Origin of the sequence: Streptomyces sp. KR80 (assembly GCF_052245555.1) — a bacterium.
GTDB lineage: Bacteria > Actinomycetota > Actinomycetes > Streptomycetales > Streptomycetaceae > Streptomyces.
In genome coordinates, this window is record NZ_JBQQCD010000007.1 from 229570 (window position 1) to 246249 (window position 16680).

At 66.0% G+C, this 16680-nt stretch carries 9 protein-coding genes; 7 read left to right on the forward strand and 2 right to left on the reverse strand.

Annotated features, from left to right (window positions below):
- Nucleotides 1–464 precede the first annotated feature (464 nt).
- The 6 genes from ACTWQI_RS13590 to ACTWQI_RS13615 all read left to right on the forward strand — a co-directional run bounded on the left by ACTWQI_RS13590 (nucleotide 465) and on the right by ACTWQI_RS13615 (nucleotide 13173).
- Nucleotides 465–8225, forward strand: a complete 7761-nt coding sequence (locus tag ACTWQI_RS13590) for a golvesin C-terminal-like domain-containing protein (RefSeq protein WP_443270339.1) — start codon at nucleotides 465–467, stop codon at nucleotides 8223–8225.
- Nucleotides 8226–9419: 1194 nt separating this feature from the next.
- On the forward strand, nucleotides 9420–9917 hold the full coding sequence (locus ACTWQI_RS13595) for an RDD family protein (protein WP_443270228.1): 498 nt from the start codon (nucleotides 9420–9422) through the stop codon (nucleotides 9915–9917).
- Nucleotides 9918–10489: 572 nt separating this feature from the next.
- Nucleotides 10490–10918 (forward strand): DUF5959 family protein, encoded by a 429-nt coding sequence (locus ACTWQI_RS13600; protein ID WP_443270230.1) that lies wholly within the window; start codon nucleotides 10490–10492, stop codon nucleotides 10916–10918.
- A 163-nt stretch (nucleotides 10919–11081) separates the two neighbouring features.
- Nucleotides 11082–11318: an AbrB/MazE/SpoVT family DNA-binding domain-containing protein gene (locus ACTWQI_RS13605; protein WP_443270231.1), complete on the forward strand. Its 237-nt coding sequence runs from the start codon at nucleotides 11082–11084 to the stop codon at nucleotides 11316–11318.
- 275 nt (nucleotides 11319–11593) lie between these two features.
- Nucleotides 11594–12019, forward strand: a complete 426-nt coding sequence (locus tag ACTWQI_RS13610; protein WP_443270232.1) for a hypothetical protein — start codon at nucleotides 11594–11596, stop codon at nucleotides 12017–12019.
- A 275-nt stretch (nucleotides 12020–12294) separates the two neighbouring features.
- Nucleotides 12295–13173: a L,D-transpeptidase family protein gene (locus ACTWQI_RS13615; protein ID WP_443270233.1), complete on the forward strand. Its 879-nt coding sequence runs from the start codon at nucleotides 12295–12297 to the stop codon at nucleotides 13171–13173.
- A 331-nt stretch (nucleotides 13174–13504) separates the two neighbouring features.
- On the opposite strand, the gene ACTWQI_RS13620 is transcribed toward ACTWQI_RS13615, so the two are convergent.
- Nucleotides 13505–14410, reverse strand: a complete 906-nt coding sequence (locus tag ACTWQI_RS13620) for a DMT family transporter (protein ID WP_443270235.1) — start codon at nucleotides 14408–14410, stop codon at nucleotides 13505–13507.
- 37 nt (nucleotides 14411–14447) lie between these two features.
- Between ACTWQI_RS13620 and ACTWQI_RS13625 the strand changes: the two genes are divergently transcribed.
- Complete coding sequence (locus ACTWQI_RS13625; protein ID WP_443270237.1) at nucleotides 14448–15860, forward strand: aminotransferase-like domain-containing protein; 1413 nt, start codon at nucleotides 14448–14450, stop codon at nucleotides 15858–15860.
- 483 nt (nucleotides 15861–16343) lie between these two features.
- Here ACTWQI_RS13625 and ACTWQI_RS13630 read toward each other — a convergent pair whose 3' ends face one another.
- Nucleotides 16344–16664: a hypothetical protein gene (locus ACTWQI_RS13630; protein ID WP_443270238.1), complete on the reverse strand. Its 321-nt coding sequence runs from the start codon at nucleotides 16662–16664 to the stop codon at nucleotides 16344–16346.
- Nucleotides 16665–16680 lie beyond the last annotated feature (16 nt).

Sequence of the window (16680 nt, forward strand, 5' to 3'; positions counted from 1 at the left end):
GCAAGGAGCTGAAGCCGCGGGTCAAGGGCGACACCGTGACGTACGAGCACGCCGCGGCGGGCGCGGACCTGTCGTACACGGTGGGCCCGGGCCGGGTGAAGGAGAACATCACCCTCGCCGAGCGCCCGGACTCGCCGGTGTCCTTCACCTTCACGCTGGACACCGACGGTCTCCGGCCGAAGGCCCGCAAGAACGGGTCGATCGCCTTCTACGGCCAGTCGAGCCAGCCCGTGCTGGTGATCCCGCCCGCGTACATGACGGATGCCGCGAAGGCGACGTCTTCGCCGTACGGGCACCCCTACAGCCACAAGGTGACGCAGAAGCTCACCAAGGACGGCAGCGACTGGCGGCTGACGGTGACGCCGGACGCGAAGTGGCTGGCGTCCAAGGAGCGGCAGTACCCGGTGGTGATCGACCCGACGATCACGATCACGCCGCAGACTGAGGCGGAGACGCAGGACGCGATGGTCCTCTCCGACCAGCCGTCGACGAACTTCGACAGCAGCTGGAAGCTGTCGGCCGGGGTCACCAACGTCGGTATCGCGCGGTCGCTGCTGAAGTTTCCGCTGACCGAGATCCCGCAAGGCGTGAAGGTCGACTCGGCCCGCCTGGAAATGTACTTCGACCAGGCGCACACCACCGGCGCCAACGACGTGCTGATCCAGGCTCACCGGGCGACCGGGGCGTGGGATGAGACCACGGCCACCTGGAGCAACACCAACTCGCTGGTCGGTGAGCTGTCGGGCACGACGGTGGAGATCGACGACGGTGATGTGGGGACCGCTGCCGTCGGCACCTGGCCCGCCTCCGGATCGTCCCTGACGCAGTACGCGGTCGGGCAGGACTACCGCTACAACAAGGACAGCGTGTCGGGCGACACCTACACCTGGCAGCCGAGGGTCCCCGAGACCGCCTCGTACCGGGTCGACGCCCACTACATTCCCTGGACCGACCGGGCCACCAACGCCCCGTACACGGTGACCTACGACGGCGGCACGGCGAACTACACCGTCGACCAGAGCGTCGGCTCGGGCGGCGTCTGGAAGACGCTCGGCACCGGCTCGCAGCTGTCGTTCGCGAAGGGCACGGCGGGCAAGGTCGTGCTCGGTGACACCTCGGCCACGACCGCTGTCACCGCGGACGCGGTCCGGTTGGTGAACCCCGCCCAGATCTGGAAGAATAACGGCGAGTACAGCCAGTGGCACAAGTTCCCCGTCAAGGACACCGTGCAGCAGTGGGTGGACGGCACCTACGCCAACCACGGGTTCGTCCTGAAGGCGAGCAGCGAGTCGTCCACCGCACCGAAGGGCGGCCCCCGCTACGAGGCGGGCGACGGCTACTACGGCGGCGAGACGTCGACCCTTCCGCGGCTGACGGTGACCTATGGGCGGGTGGGTACGTCGCTGCGGTCACCGACGGTGGTGCACGGCACGGGCCCTGAGCTGTCGTGGCCTGCGTACAGCAACACCACCGGTGACGCGGGTGCGGACATCGTGGAGTACCAGCTGCACCGCTCCACCAAGCAGGCCTTCACCCCGTCGGCGGCCACGCTGATCGCGCCGATCGACAAGAGCGCCACCAGCTATACGGACACCACCGCGGTCCCGACACCGGACAGCTACCTCGATGGGGAGATCGGCAAGTCGTACTTCTACCAGATTGCGGTCAAGACCAAGGACGGGCAGCTGCTCGGGTCGCCGACCCGGACCGTGGGCATACCCAAGGCCGGCCGGACCATGAAGCTCATCCAGGGCACCGACGCGGGCGTCACCGACACCACGCTTTCTTCGACCCAGTCGACCACCAATCTCGACAAGCTGCCCGTGGACGGAGTGGGGCAGACCTGGCTGGAGGTCGGCAACAAGGACGACACCTACGGCAAGACGCGATCCGTCCTGAAGTTCCCCACCACCGGCATCCCACCCACAGCCACGGTCCTGGAGTCCCAGCTGCAGATGTGGGCTACGGAGACAAGTGCGTTCAACGGCGCGGTCTACGAGTTGCACGCCCTGACCCGGGGCTTCGACGAGGAGACGGCGACGTGGACGAAGGCGGACACCCTCACCAACTGGACCACCGCCGGTGGTGACTTCTCGGCGACCGTCTCCGACACCGTGCCGGGAATCACGACTGATCTGGGTCGGCACTACTGGGACGCCACCTCCATGATGCAGTCCTGGGTGAGCACTCCTGCCAACAACAAGGGCGCCCTGATCAAGCTCAAGGACGAGACGACCAGCGGGCCGCAGGAGTACACCCGGTTCCTGTCGTCGGAGGCGTCCGACTACCAGCTGGGTCCGCTGATGCGGGTCATCTACGTCGACTCCACCACCGCGTCGACGTATCACGCGCCGCAGACCCCGGCCCGCATGACCCCCAACACCACATACACGGTGGACTTCACGGTCACCAACACCACCAGCTCCGCGTGGGCGGCCGGTGAGCGGGAGCTGTCCTACACCTGGAAGCTGCCCGACGGAACCGACCACACCACCGGCGGCAACCAGCTGAAGACCGCGATCCCGGCGCTGGCGCCGGGCAAGTCCACCACCATCAAGGCGCAGGTCAGCACCCCGACCAATTCGGAAACGGGGAACAAGAACAAGCGCACCGAGTACGTGCTGGGCTGGGACATCCGCAAGGTCTCCACCGGCACCTGGCTGTCCGCCACCAACAGCACCATCCAGCCGTTGAAGCAGAACGTGGCGGTGGAGGACCCGACCTCCGACCAGCTGGGCCTGGAGAAGTTCTACTCCTACACCGGCAAGAACACCGGCGCCGGTTCGACGGTCATGAACAACCTGGCCTCGGGCAACAGCGTCTGGTCGTACAACGCCTTCAGCAACCCGGGCCGTGGGCTGAACACCTTCGCCCGCCTGGCCTACAACTCCCTCGACACCTCCGACACGATGCTGGGCCACGGCTGGTCGGCCCAGGCGGCAGGACCCATCCGGCTGACTGCGCCGCTGGAGTTCCACCCCAAGCCGAACCCCACCGAGATCCGCCTCCCGGACGGGGACGGCACCACGCACACCTTCCGCTGGGACTCCACCAACAGTGTGTGGAAGGCCCCGGCCGGCGTTCACTACAAGCTGGCTGCCAAGGCGGGCCTGGACTGCACTCCGGCGAAGGACCCGATACCGGATGCCTGGACGCTCACACGCCCTGACGGCACACGGTTCCTGTTCGGCTGCGACGGCTATCTGACGTCGGTCGTCGACAAGAACGGCAACACGCAGACGTACAGCTACGAGGAGCGCAAGTCCAACCACAGGCCGACGAAGTTCCTCAAGTACATCACCGACCCGGCCGGCCGGCAGACGCTGACCGTCGACTACTTCGACAAGAGCGAGGCGCCCTTCCCGAAGGTCACCGACCACGTCCAGTCGATGACCGACATCTCGGGCCGCACCCTCACGTTCGAGTACTCGGACAATGCGCTGCTGACGAAGCTGACGGACGGCGCGGGCTCGTCGCAGCCGAAGGTGTTCACCTTCACGTACGACGCCACGCAGGGCATGAAGAACGTCAAGCTGGTCAAGGTCACCGACCCGCGCGGCAACGCGACCAGCCTGGCGTACAACCAGCCGCCGACCGATGACCCGAAGTACCACTGGTGGACCAAGACCATCAGCGATCGTCTGGGCGGCGACACGAACTTCCTGTACAAGGCCCACGCGAGCAATGCGAAGTTCATCGACACGAAGGTGACGGACGCCAAGGCGAACGCATCCACCCATGTGACGGACGACTACGGCCGCCCCGTCGAGGTCACCAACGCAAAGTCGCAGACCACCAAGATGTCGTGGGATGCGGACAACAACGTCACGTACCTCGAAGAAGCCAATGGCGCGAAGACCGCGTTCTGCTACGACCAGAAGACCGGCTATCCGCTGCGCCAGTGGGACGCGGAGACCACGAAGTCGTGGGCACCGGTGGCATTCAACCCGACCTACTACTGCGACCCGGCGAAGGCCGGTGATTACCCCAACCCGACCAAGTTCGAGTACCAGACCCGTGCCGACGGCTACTCCGCGGACCTGTGGAGGAAGACCTCTCCTGAGGGCCATACCTGGCAGTTCGACACGGACAACTTCGGCAACCTCACCTCGGTCACCGACCCCAAGGGCGTGGCGACCACTACGGCTGGCGACTACACGACGACGTACACCTACGACGCGTACGGTCAGCTGACCAAGGCGACGGACGCCAACGGCAACGCGACGACGAACAGCGACTTCGGTCCGACGGGTTACCCGAAGAGGATCACGGATGCGCTGAGCAAGTCCTCGACGTACGTCTACGACGAGCGCGGCCAGGTCCTGGAGGCCATCGACGCGCTGGGCAAGAAGACCACGCAGACGTACGACACGTTCGGCCGTCCGCTGGTGAGCACGGTGCCGAAGGACCAGGACGCCGGTGTCCTGATCACCACCCCGGCGCCGGAGTACGACGCCAACGACAACGTCACGAAGGCGACGGCGCCGAATGGCGCGGTGTCCACGGCGGTGTACGACGCGGCGGATCAGATCTCCGCGGCCACGGCCCCGAAGGACTCGTTGACCTCCGATGAGCGGAAGTCGACCTACACCTACGACAAGGTCGGCAACCTGCTGAAGACGACCGAGCCCAAGGGCAACCTGCCCACCTCCACGGACCCGGACGACTACACGACCACCAACACCTACGACGAGATCTACCAGCTCACGGACGTGGTCAACGCGGCCGGCGACAAGATCTCCTACAGCTATGACAGCGTCGGCAACCCGATCAAGGTCGTCGACCCGAAGAAGAACGCCACCGCGGACACCACCGACTTCACCACCAAGACCGATTACGACCTGAACCACCGGGTCACGACGGTCATGGACGCGGCGGGCAAGACGACCTCGCGGGCGTACAACAAGGACTCCTTCGTCGTCTCGACCACCGATCAGGAGGGCAACAAGACCCTTATCTCCTACGACGAGCGCGGCAAGCCGACCGAGGTCAAGGTCCCCCACTCGGGCACCTCGACGATCACGTACCGGACGACGAAGTTCGAGTATGACCAGGTCGGCAACCGCACCAAGGTGATCTCGCCGCGCGGTGTGGAGACCGCGAACGCGGAGGACTTCATCTCGGAGACCACGTACGACGCGCTGAACCGTCCGAGCAGGCAGATCCAGCCGTACGACCCGGCGGACACCCGTTACAACAAGAAGGTGTGGACGGAGACGTCGTACGACGCGGTGGGCCGTGTCGCGAAGGTGTCGGCGCCCCCGTCGGAGGGCCAGACGGTCCGTAACGACACGACGTACGGCTACTTCGACCACGGTCTAGTCAAGTCCTCGACCGACCCGTGGGACATCGTCACGACCTACGACTACAACGAGATCGGCAAGCAGACCGCACGTACGCTGACCTCGGCCGGCGGGTCTTCGAACCGCACGATGACGTGGGGGTACTACCCGGACGGCAAGCTGAAGTCGCGGTCGGACGACGGCGTCCCGGTCGGCAAGCACGTCGTGATGGTCGACAACTCGGACTCGCAGAACACTTCCTCCACGGGCACGTGGACCAAGGGTGACGCCTACGGCCAGCAGGGCTACGACCATCACAAGCACGCGGCGGGCACGGGCACGGACTCCTTCACCTGGAACCTCAACGTCCCGGCCGAGGGCACCTACACCGTCTACGCCAAGTACCCGTCCGTGACCGGTGCGTCGACCAGCGCGAAGTTCACCATCGCGCACAAGACGGCGCTCGGCTCGGACACCACCACCGACAAGACCGTCGATCAGACGAAGAACACCGGCACCTGGGTGTCGCTGGGCTCGTACAGCTTTGCCAAGGGCAACAGCCACAAGGTCACCCTGGCGCAGAACAGCGGTGGGGTCGTGGTGGCCGACGGCATGAAGCTGGTGCGCGACACCACCGGCGAGGTCGACAACGAGAAGCGGACCTTCTCCTACACCTACGACGTCAACGGCAACCTCACCGACATCGCCGACAGCTCCTCGAGCGCCAAGATCGACGCGTACAAGATCGGCTACACCGGCCTGAACCAGGTGCAGAAGGTCGAGGAGCTGGCCACGGGCTTGGTGAAGGAGGCCACCTCCTACACCTACGACGCCAACGGTCTGACGAAGACGCTGACCAACCCGGACCAGTACTCCGCGTACACGTACGACCTCCGCGACCTGGTCTCCAAGGTCTCGGTGGGCGACAGCCCGACCGACACCACACCGAAGGACACCGCGTTCACCTACACCGACCGCGGGCAGAAGCTGCAGGAGGTCAAGGGCAACAAGAACACCGTCGACTACACGTACTTCCTCGACGGCCAACTCAAGACCCAGGTCGAGAAGAAGCCCAACGGCACCCTGGTCTCCGAGCACACCTACGCCTACGACCCGAACGGCAACAAGGCCCAGGACGTAGCGAAGAAGATGAACGCCGACAACAACACGGCGTACCTCTCCTCCACCACGGACTACACCTACGACCCGGCGAGCCGTATCGCGAAGGTCACCAAGACTGGCAATGGCGCGGGCACCGAGACGTACGTCCATGACGACAACGCCAACGTCATCAGTCAGACGGTCAAGGGCGTCACCAGCACGTACACCTACGACCGAAACCGCCTGCTGTCGGCTTCGGTTTCGGGCACTGGCTTCTCCTACAACTACGACCCCTTCGGCCGCCTGGACACCGTGACCGGCGCGGGCAAGGTCGTCGAGCGAAGCACCTACGACGGCTTCGACCACGTGGTGGAGCACACCAAGCTCACCGACACCGGCGGCACGAAGACCACGAAGTACACCTTCGACCCGCTGGACCGCACCGCGACCAAGACGGACAACGCCGGCGCGACCGGCGAGAAGACCACCACCTTCGACTACCTCGGCCTGTCCGGCGAGGTCCTGGACGAAGAGGTCGCCGGCAAGGTCACCAAGTCCTACCAGTACAGCCCCTGGGGCCAGCGCCTCTCCCAGATCAAGCACAACAGCGACGGGACCAAGGAAGACGGCTACTACGGCTACAACAGCCACACCGACGTCGAAACCCTGACCACGTCCACCGGCGACACCAAGGCCACCTACGGCTACACCGCCTACGGCAAGGACGACGAATCCGAGTTCACCGGCATCGACAAGCCCGACACGGCCAACCCGGATAAGGAGGCCTACAACCCCTACCGCTTCAACTCCAAGCGCTGGGACGCCAAGTCCGGCACCTACGACATGGGTTTCCGCGACTACAACCCGGGCCTGAACCGCTTCACCACCCGGGACATGTACACCGGCGCCCTCGCCGACATGAACCTCGGCGCCGACCCAATGACCGGCAACCGCTACGCCTTCACCGGCGGCAACCCCACCAGCTTCATCGAACTCGACGGCCACGAGAGCTGCTACCCCAACTACTGCTCGGGCAGCAACGGAACCTACGGCACGTACCAGCCCAGTAAGGACCCCGCCGCGAAAGCCAGCTTGGAGCGAAACCAGGGCATTTCAAATGTTCAGTCTGCCTGTGGTGGTGGTACGGCGGGCATGAGCGGTCATGACGCTGCCGTGTGCCAGAGCGGCTACATGGCCCAAGCGTGGGCAGCAGCCCGCGGGGTGAACGGGTACGTGACAGTGGATATCGGCACGGGCGGTACTATCGCCAATGGAATTCCCGGTGCGAGCGGCAATGGCACGGGTAATGCTGGCGCCGCAGATGTGATCCTCTGGGGTGAGGATGAGGTCTTCATTTGGGAAGTCAAGCCCAATGGAAAGAAAGACGGGTATGGCCGTGTAGACGGCCCGAAGGATCTTCGGCGCTACATTAACGGACTTCGAAAGTATCTCAACGACTACATCGGGGACAATCGAACGGTCGAGGCGGGGCCCTCGTTGGCCAGAGGCTCCGTATTCTCCCGAGAGGGGTGGAAGGACGTATGGTCTGAGGCCGGATATCCGGGGATGAGGTTCTACGGTGGTGACAAGCGGCGGAGGGCCACGCCTAGTGCCACACCCAATCCGAGTCCAGGGCCGACAAGTATTCCCATGCCGCGGTCAACACAGTCTCCGCAGCCCACACCCTCGCCCTCAGCCACTGGAATGTACGGATCACCTGTTCCTGGCGCGCAAGGCTATGCACCTGAGGCGGCTGCTGGCCTCGGCCTCGCCGCATTCCTCGGATGGGCGGCTAGTATCCTCAGTGGAGGGCCAGCCTGTGTCCTGGGCGGAGCGTGCTGATTCGGCGTCGTGTAGATTTTGCTGAGGCAGGATTCCTGCGAAATCGCTGAAGCCCTTTATCACATGGCTGCGGCCGACCAGTCTCAGGTCGGCCGCAGCTTGGTCTTGAAAGGTGATCAAGTGGAAGATAGTCGAGACTGGGTCTTCTCCATGTGGGAGGTGGAGAGGAGTGCCCCCAGTATGGAATTCACCCAGGGGTGGTTCCGTGCAGCAGCTGAGTCCATCTCTGCTGCCGCGGGATCGGACTCGCTTCCCCCGGCGCGAGGAGTGGCCTTCATGGCCGTCTCGTGGGAATCGGGGGATTCCGTCACACGAGAGATCGAGCCGCGAGACGTATGGAGGGATGTCCAGCATGCCCTGGAGTCCAGTGCAGACTATGTGAACGTGGGGCTGTTCAGGCGTGGGCCGGATGGTCAGGAGCTGCCTCTTGGGCGTGTCGGTGTGGAGAGTTCGGGCGATGATGTCCTGCAGTACTCCTGTGACATTCCGGTCACGAAAGTGCATTCAGATTGTGATTCCACATCCCGTCAACTTTGGCTCCCGCTGATGACGGCTCCGTGGGGTGAGTTGAATCCACTCTTCGGTGTTGTCAGCAGGACGGATCAAAGGAACTCTACTGATCTTGATCGGGGTCTGAGGCGTAATCTCTATACTTCACACCGAGAAGGGCGGAGATGTCTTCGCGGATATTCTTGGATCACAGTCTGCCCTCAGGAAGTCGCCGATCGCCTGGGTGGTCAAGAGTCCCTGGCCCGATCGGGAGCCTTCGCCGATGTCGTTACTTCGAGGGGCGGCGGATTGGTGCTGTGTGCCACTCCGTCCCTTTCAGGATACGGGCCTGAGAATCAGAGGAAGGTTTTTAAGGCGCTCGCACCGGCACTTCCTCCGGGAACACCTAGGGTTAATCCCGCGTGGCCTGATCTGGAAATTGTGTATGAAGAAGCTGGGCGCGTCGTGTGACACAGTATCCTGATCCCTACCGAGTGGCGTCGTTAGATGGTTCGGTTCCAGGTGGGCCGGCGTAGGTGCTGATGGAATCGTCGAGTCGCACCATCACTGTAAGAGCCGAGTGAGACCGGCGGCGAAGGATGCGACCTCGGCCTCCGCGTTCCACAGCCAGCCCTGGCTGCGCCAACCTGTGACAGTCAAGGTCGGCTATTCCATTGTGAGTGTGAATAAGAAATGCTCGGACGCATGTCATCGGGCGACGACCTCGGTCCGCTTCAGCCCTACCCCTGGATGGTTGTCGGATCCCGTTCGCAGCCCGGTTCCCCGGCCGACGTCCTGCGGCGCGGCGCGGCTGTGCTCATCGACCTTGCGCTCGGCATCGCCGTCATCCTGGGGCCGCTGATCGCCCTCGAATGGATCCTCGAGGCGGCCTCGGCAGGTGACGCCTGGCTGCCCTTGGCCGCGGTGTGGTCGCTTGCCTTCCTGGTGCTGTATTCGCCGCTGAGTGTGTCGCGGTGGGGTGGAACTGTGGGCAAGCGGCTTCTCGGGATGGAGGTCGTCCGCGACGCCGATGGCGGACGCCTCTCCTACGGCGCCGCGCTGGTGCGCCACCTGAGCAACCTCGTGTTGAACACGGTGACGGTGTTCCTAATCGCCAACATGACGGTGATGGGCCTCAGTCCGAAGAGGCAGGGCATGCACGACCGGCTGGTCGGCAGCAGGGTGGTCATGCGGGGCCGGTGAGCAGCAGGCATGGGCAACGTCACGATCGCGCGGACAACCGAGACGAAGCGTGGGTCGACCTCTCTTCCGGTCCGTTGCCTGGCCCGGAGAGCAGCCACCTGATCGCTGGAGCGGCGGGCGACGGGATACGGGCTGTCCCGCTCGACTTCCTCGTCCTCCAGGCCGTCTACGGTGTCGGGGCCGTCGGAGGAGGCTGCGGCAGGCGTGCGCCCCGGCTCACCGCGATGCGATGCACATTGCCGAGCGCCTCCGTCGACTGGACCCGTATCGCCTCAATTCCTGTCGGGCGGCGCGATTCCTGTCCCTCGAGGTCGCGCAAGGCCCGGGTAGCGACACCGGCGCGCCCATTTCGGCAGCAGCGGCTCGATCCGCTCCCACAAGTCGTCTGGCACGACCCACGGCGAAGTGCCCAAGGCCCGGACAACGGTCAACTCACTCCTCGGACACGGCCACTCAGGTTCCGCCGCCGATGAGCGTGTGCTGCGGGAGGGACCGTTCCACCTTGGGTCACGCGTGTGTACATATCGGTGGCTAGTGTCCCTGCAAACACATGGGAGTCGGGAGGGGCACCGGTGGCTGACGAACTGATCGACTTGATCCGCCTGGAGGGCGAGGGCAATAGCGTCATCCTCAGGATCACTGGGAAAGTACGCCGGGAAGGATCAGCCGCGACCGTACTGGCCGGAGAGATCCTGGTCGATACCCCCTTCGTACGTGGAAGCATCACGACCTCGGTCTTCCCGGAGGAGCTGCAGCAGTGGCAGGAGGCCCTGGACGCACTCGACGCCGGTCAGGACATCGCGTGGAGTAAGGACACACGTGGGCCCCAGATGTTCATCGAGCGTGATGTGGGCGAGGAGCGGGCGCACGTCACGATCAGGGACAACTCGATGTCGCTGACAACGGTGACAGTGACCGTCCCGCTGGTCGACGCCTGGTTCGACGACGCATACCACCGCCTGGATCTGACCTGGCAGACCTGGCCTCTGATCGACGACTAGAACAGGCGGCCGTTCACAACACGGCGGCACTCCTGAGCGCGGTGTGGGTCTTCGACAACGAACCGCGCGGGTGGTGGGGGTCGGGTCACGGTCTGGCGGGAGGGTGCGGACCTGCTGGTATGCCGTGGTATGCGTAACACGGAATACGGAGGGTGGTCGCGAGATGCGCTTGAACAGCAAAGGGCAGGTGACGATCCCAGCGGAGATCCGTGATGAGTTCGGGCTCCGCCCCGGCGACGAGCTGGACGTGGTCGTGGAGGACGGCAAGCTGTGTCTCATGCGACGGCAAGGCAGTCCCACGCGAGGTCAGCTGGCGGCGAACCGGCTCCGGGGTACGGCGAAGACGCAGATGACTACGGACGAGATCATGGAACTGCTGCACGGAGAAGTAGTCACCTGACGGTGGCTGGGGAAAACGCCCGCAACACCCGCTGCCACCCTGGCGGATTCACGCATTCTGCGGATGTCGCGACCGTACGCGCCCCTCGTCGCCCGCCGGACGCTCGAGGTGGGCAAATGGTTGTAGAGAGGGGGCGATCCCTTTCTGTGATAGTGGGCACAGCGTTGACGCGTGATGGTCGGAACCCCGATTCCGCTTGGTGAGGTGGGAGTGACGCGCACTCCCTCATGGCCGAACGAAGGGGTGGGGACCTCATGGGCGCAGAGGCGGAATGGATGCCTGGGGCAGCCGGGATGCGGGGGTACGCGGTGGGCTTCGTGAATCAGCTGACGGCCAGGAACCGCCTGCCGCTTGACTACTCGGTCGCCAGCCTCCGCGTCGTCGACTTCATCGTCGACGGCCTGCGCAAGAGCAAGCCCGAGCGTCAACGCGTGGAGCGGACCCTGTTCGGCCTCGGCGCATACGTCGGCGAGGTCCTGGTCCGCCGGGCGGGCGCCGTATGGGTCGACTTCGATGCGTCCCAACGCAGATTGTTTGCCCAACCCGTTGGGATCCGGATGCCCGATGGACGCGTGTGGAACCCGCTCGGCAAGGTGGCGAACCGATTCGACTTCGGGCCCGAGGAATCCGTTCAGCAGCTGTATCTGCAGCTCCATGGCCGTCGTCGTGCCCACGAGGTGGACGAGGCCGGAGCTGCCTGAGCGGCTCGATGCCGTACGACCTCAATCTGCCCTTCAACTGTCCTGATTGTCTGTGGCCTTGACCCTGTTGTGGCGCGGTGGCTAGAACCTCGGCGCAGCGGCATGTGATGTCCCGCGGCCACGGTCGTTTGGTGTGGCACTCGGGGGCAGTAGGCGCGGTGATCCCCCATGTCACCGTCCCGTTCTGTGCGCGGCGGAACGCTTATGCGCACCCATCATTTCGGCCATCTCGACGTGCCCGTTTACCACCCATGATCCCGAGCAAGGAGCACAGCGTGCAGGTCCCACCCCGACAGGTTCTGGTCACCACTGCGGTCCTCGGCGCATTGGCGGTGATATCCGGGTGCGGACCCAACGACCGCCAGAATCCAGCCCAGGGCTCGGACTCGATCACAGTGACGGAGACCCCCGAGGAGGGCACCCCCAGCGCCGCCGCTTCCAAGAGCCCTTCCAGCTCACCCAGCGCCTCGGCTTCGCGCACCGCCAAGAAGACCACGGCTCCCTCCAGCCGTGCGCAGTCCGGGACCACCACCGAGGCGGCGACCGCGCCGCCCCCGGCTCCCTCCTTCCCGGTACCGGTCGCGGTCGGCAACGCGACCCAGATCATCACCGTCAAAGCCGGCGGCTCGTACGCCACCGTGACGGCGTGGGCCAAGGGCTCCTCAGGCTGGAAGGCGCAGTTCAGCACCACGGCGGGCCGTGTCGGCTCCAATGGTGTGACCGACGGGGCGACCCGGAAGCAGAGCACCTACACCACCCCCACAGGCACGTACACCATCACTGAGGGATTCGGCGTCGAGTCCGGGGGCACCGCCATGCCATACACCGTGGTGAACGACAGCCACTGGTGGGTCCAGGACCCCGAGTCGAAGTTCTACAACCAGATGCACACCGAAGAGGGCGCGGACTTCCCGCTGACCGAAGAAGGCGAGCGCGGCAGCGAACATCTCATCAACTACCCGACGCAGTACGCCAGGGCGCTCGTCATCAACTTCAACCGGTGGCCGGCCGTCCCCGGCCGTGGCGCTGGAATCTTCCTGCACGTCAACGGGCGGGGGGCCACAGCGGGCTGTGTCTCGGTCCCCCGCGCGACGATGGATCGGATCATGGCCTGGATCAAGCCGGCCAACCACCCCAGAATCGCCATCGGCTGAGCCCCATCGCCCCGGATCCGGCAACTACCTCGGCGTTTGTGGCTTGGGCCGGTCCTGCCGAATGGCCCGAGCGCGCCGGCGGGATGTTTCACCCTCACTCGACGGCGTCGCCCACGGCATGCTCGAGTCGGTGGGTCTTTCCTGGTGGGGCGGTGGCCGTGCCGTGGAGGGGGCCAAAGTCCTTGCGGGTCGGCTGGGGAGGCCGGGTGCCGGAGCGAATGGCGCCGGCGGGTCGCCCAGGCACGGCGGAGGTCTCCCTGGTCGGCTATGGCATCGGATCAGTAGCCGGCGTGGGCGAGGCGGCACGGAAGCGGGGAGACATCGGCTGTCCCTACTTCGCACCTGCACTCGCGGCGGGGCCCAACCGGGTGCGTACGGCGATACCGGCGCAGGCGATCACGGCGATGCCGCCGAGGATCGTGGGCCAAGTGATCTGCTCGCGCAGGACCAGTACAGCCCAGCAGATGCTCATCACGGGTTGGACGAGCTGGACCTGGCTGACCTGCGCCATCGGGCCGATCGCAAGTCCGCGGTACCAGGCGAAGAAGCCGAGGAACATGCTCACCACGGCCAGGTAGGCGAACGCAGCCCACTCGATCGGGGTGTCGCTCGGGGCCTGCTGGGCCATCGAGATGCCGGTGAGGACGATCATCAGCGGCGCGGAGAGCACGAGCGCCCAGGACACGGTCTGCCAGGCGCCGAGCTCGCGGGCGAGGAGCCCGCCTTCCGCGTAGCCGATCGCTGCTGCGACGACGGCGCCGAATAGGAGCAGGTCGGACCAGTGCAGCCCGCTGAGCCCGCCGCCCTGCAACGCGGCGAACACGACGGCGGCGATCGCGCCCACGGTCGCCGTGATCCAGAACGACGTCGGGGGCCGTTCGTGCCCGCGGAGCACGGCCATCACCGCGGTCGCGGCGGGCAGGAGGGCGATCACGACGGCGCCGTGGCTGGCCGGTGCGGTGGTGAGGGCGAAGGAGGTCAGTACGGGGAAGCCCACGACCACGCCACCGGCGACGATCGCCAGGCGGCTCCACTGGATGCCGCGGGGCAGACGCTGTTTCGTGATCGCCAGCGCCGCGGCGGCGAGCAGCGCGGCGATGACCGCACGGGCGGAGCCGATGAACAGCGGCGACATCCCGCCGCTCTCGACGGCGACGCGAGTGAACGGGACGGTGAAGGAGAACGCCGCGACCCCGAGCAGTCCCCACCGGAGGCCGGCACGCGACGGGGATAGCACTGGCGCCTCTGCGAGAGTAGCGCTACTGTTCCGTGTCATGTCGAACGATAGCAGTTCGCGGATCGTCGCGGGACTCCGCGAGTGGATCGCGGCGGCTCCGCCGGGTGCGAAGCTGCCGTCGACGCGGGCGCTGGTGGCGCAGTACGGGGCGAGCCCCGTCACGGTGCAGAAGGCGTTGCGGACGTTGACCTCGCAGGGGATGGTGGAGAGCCGTCCCGGTGTCGGCACCTTCGTGCGCGCGATCCGCGTTGCCCGCCCGAACGACTACGGATGGCAGACCGCCGCGCTCGGGTCACCGCAGAACCGCATCCCGCAGCTGTCCACCGCGTTGCGTACCGTGCCGAATGACGTGGTCGCGTTGCACTCGGGCTACCCGGATCGGGAGTTGCTGCCCGAGCGTCTGGTGCGTGCCGCGTTCACGCGCGCCGCGCGCCGTGATGCAGCCGTCAGCAGGTCCCCGGCCGCCGGTCTTCCAGAACTGCAGGCGTGGTTCGCGACCGAACTCGGCAAGGCCGCCCCGGTCGGGGTCGCGCCGCCAGCGCTGAGCGATGCGGTCATCCTCCCGGGAAGCCAGAGCGGGCTCAACACAGCCTTCCGCGCACTGGTCGGTGCGGGCCGGCCGCTGCTGATGGAGTCGCCCACCTACTGGGGTGCGATCCTCGCCGCCGCGCAATCAGGCGTGCAGGTCGTGCCCGTGCCCAGCGGCATCCGCGGACCGGACCCGGACGACCTGGCCCGCGCGTTCGAGCACACCGGGGCACGCGCCCTCTACGCCCAACCGAACTTCGCCAACCCCACCGGCGCTCAATGGTCGCCCGTCCTGGCCGATCAGGTGCTGGACACGGTGCGCCAGTACGGGGCGTTCCTGATCGAGGACGACTGGGCGCACGACTTCGGGATCACCATCGACCCGGCCCCCATCGCCGCGCGCGACGACAGCGGGCACGTCGTCTACCTGAGGTCGCTGACCAAGAGCGTGTCCCCGGCCGTGCGTATCGCCGGGATCATCGCCCGCGGTCCCGCCCGCGAACGCATCCTCGCCGATGCCCAAGCCGAATCCATGTATGTCAGCGGCATGCTGCAGGCCGTCGCGCTCGATGTCGTCACCCAACCCGCCTGGCACACCCATCTGCGCAGCTTCCGCCACCAGCTGGCCGCCCGCCGAGACCTCCTCATCGGAGCCCTCCGGGATCATGCCCCCACCGCGCATCTGGAAGCGGTGCCCCAGGGCGGGTTGAACCTCTGGGTGAGGCTCCCGGATACCACCGATCTGGTGCGGCTCGTTCGGGACTGCGAAACCGCCGGAGTCATCATCGCCCCCGGTAACGAGTGGTTCCCCGCCGAACCCACCGGCCCCTATCTCCGGCTCAACTACTCCGGCCCGAACCCCGGGGCCTTCACCGACGGTGCACGCATCATCGGGCAGGTACTCGCGCAGCAGCAGGCGTAGTAGCGGTCGAGTGCCACGGGCGCGATGAAGGGATGAGCCTGTTCGGAAGGACTCGCATCCAGTGAGGCAGTCATCACTGCGGGTCAGATCCCGATCGCATCCTCATCTGCGGAGAGCTCGATGACCTGCGCACACTCGGTCGTCGTTGATCGACACGTGGAACATCGCCGGGGTTCGGGCGGTCCGCCCACATCCCAGCGGTGTTTGTGCTTGGCGTCTCGCCGACTTGGTCAAGCGGTCCGTGCGGGTCTTCTAGTCACGGGCGCTCATCGCCTCGCCTGTCGCCGCGGTACCGCCTTAGGGCAGCGAGGACTTCGAGCGGGTCCGGTGCGGGCGGGATGTGCGGCGCGCAGTCCGGGCAGGCGTACACGTTCCAGCCGGGGCCGCTGTTGCTGTGGATCTCGCGGACCAGGACCGGTGCGGTCGTTGTCCGTTGACAGCGGACGCACATACGGACGGGCCAGGGTCGGTCGGAGGCGTGCATCAGGCGACCTCCACGCCGTGGATCACGTACGGACCGGGCGCGTCGATGCCCACCGTCGCCAGCAGCAGGGCGCTGCGCCGCTGCCGCTGCTCCTCCGCGACGAGGTACGGGCGCACCATGACGGTCGCGTCGCCGTCGATCGGCCGGTCGGGCCGCCTCCGTCGGGCCCATGGGGCGTGAGGAGGGTCCCAGGGCCGTACGACGAGCTTGCGGGCGCTGCGGTATGTGCGGGCTTGGGGGCCGGTTTCATGCCGTTCGCGGGTGCGGAAGGCGAAGAAGGCCCGCACCCATGCGAGACATCGGGCAATACGCTGTGTCATGTCGACGCTCCTGTTC

Coding starts and splice junctions, on each gene's coding strand:
- ACTWQI_RS13590 (WP_443270339.1), top strand. CDS start 465: ATGGTCCTCTCCGACCAGCCGTCGACGAACTTCGACAGCAGCTGGAAG.
- ACTWQI_RS13595 (WP_443270228.1), top strand. CDS start 9,420: ATGTCATCGGGCGACGACCTCGGTCCGCTTCAGCCCTACCCCTGGATG.
- ACTWQI_RS13605 (WP_443270231.1), top strand. CDS start 11,082: ATGCGCTTGAACAGCAAAGGGCAGGTGACGATCCCAGCGGAGATCCGT.
- ACTWQI_RS13610 (WP_443270232.1), top strand. CDS start 11,594: ATGCCTGGGGCAGCCGGGATGCGGGGGTACGCGGTGGGCTTCGTGAAT.
- ACTWQI_RS13625 (WP_443270237.1), top strand. CDS start 14,448: ATGTCGAACGATAGCAGTTCGCGGATCGTCGCGGGACTCCGCGAGTGG.
- ACTWQI_RS13630 (WP_443270238.1), bottom strand. CDS start 16,664: ATGACACAGCGTATTGCCCGATGTCTCGCATGGGTGCGGGCCTTCTTC.